This window comes from Wolbachia endosymbiont of Cylisticus convexus, assembly GCF_003344345.1.
This window is the reverse complement of the sequence record NZ_QPIP01000218.1, coordinates 1-905: the sequence shown is the minus strand read 5'-3', so window position 1 is coordinate 905 and position 905 is coordinate 1. Positions and strand designations below refer to the sequence as shown.

Annotated in this window: 2 protein-coding genes; one reads left to right on the top strand and one right to left on the bottom strand. The window is 37.7% G+C overall.

The window, feature by feature from the left end:
- Positions 1-385: transposase (locus Wcon_RS10600; RefSeq protein WP_147269194.1), on the top strand; the 385-nt coding region annotated here is incomplete at its 5' end.
- Positions 386-496: 111 nt separating this feature from the next.
- Here the strand turns inward: Wcon_RS10600 and Wcon_RS10595 are convergent.
- Positions 497-905 (bottom strand): group II intron maturase-specific domain-containing protein (locus Wcon_RS10595; protein WP_275936935.1); only part of this gene is annotated, 409 nt, incomplete at its 5' end.

The window sequence follows — 905 nt, the reverse complement described above, 5'->3', positions numbered from 1 at the left end:
TCTGAAAAAAATATATCGTGCTTCAAGTAAAGAAATTGCTGAGAATTATCTGCTTGAGCTGGAAGGAAAATGGGGAGAAAAGTATCCTTTAGTTATAAAATCCTGGCAGAACAATTGGGAAAACTTATCCAGTTATTTTAAGTATTCTGGGCCAGTTAGGAAGCTGATTTACACCACTAATCCAATTGAGGGGTTGCATAGACAAATCAGGAAATTTACTAAAACTAAGGGTTCATTTACTAGTACAAATGCCTTGTACAAACAGGTATATTGTGCTATAAAAAAGGTAGAGCAAAAGTGGATTATGGCTCTCCCTAATTGGGCTTTAACTATGTCTCAACTTGATATTTTCTTTCCAGATAGGTTGAAAATTGAGTTGAACTAAAAATGCGGCTTGACACACTTTTTTGGGAATGTTCGGAGAGTAGACCAGTGGAACTTCCCCACCAGTCTCTCGCAAAACTGTACGTAAACCTCTCAGCTTATACAGCTTCCATTATTCAGCCTTTTGATCTAACCCTAGTGTCCAGTGATAGAAAATATCCGGAGACCTCTTTCTCACCTTTCCTAGAAATTGTCTTGCTAGTCTTCCGTGACCCCTGAGTCTCTTATATTTCCTTTTGACCCACTTTTCTAGATGCCGCTCTACATTCTTTAGAGATTTGTAGACCTCAGTTCTGTAAAATTTGCCATAGTACTGATACCAGCCTCTGACTATTGGATTTACTTTCTCTGACATCCCCTCTAATGTTATATGCGTATTTCTTAGCATTTTCCATGATCTTATGGTTGTAGTAATCTTTTTCTTGGCCTTGTTGCTAATTGCTGGGAGAAATGAAACAAAATGCTTCCCTATTTTATTTCTTGCTAACCTGGGTCTGAATGTGTAACCCAGAAAATCAAAA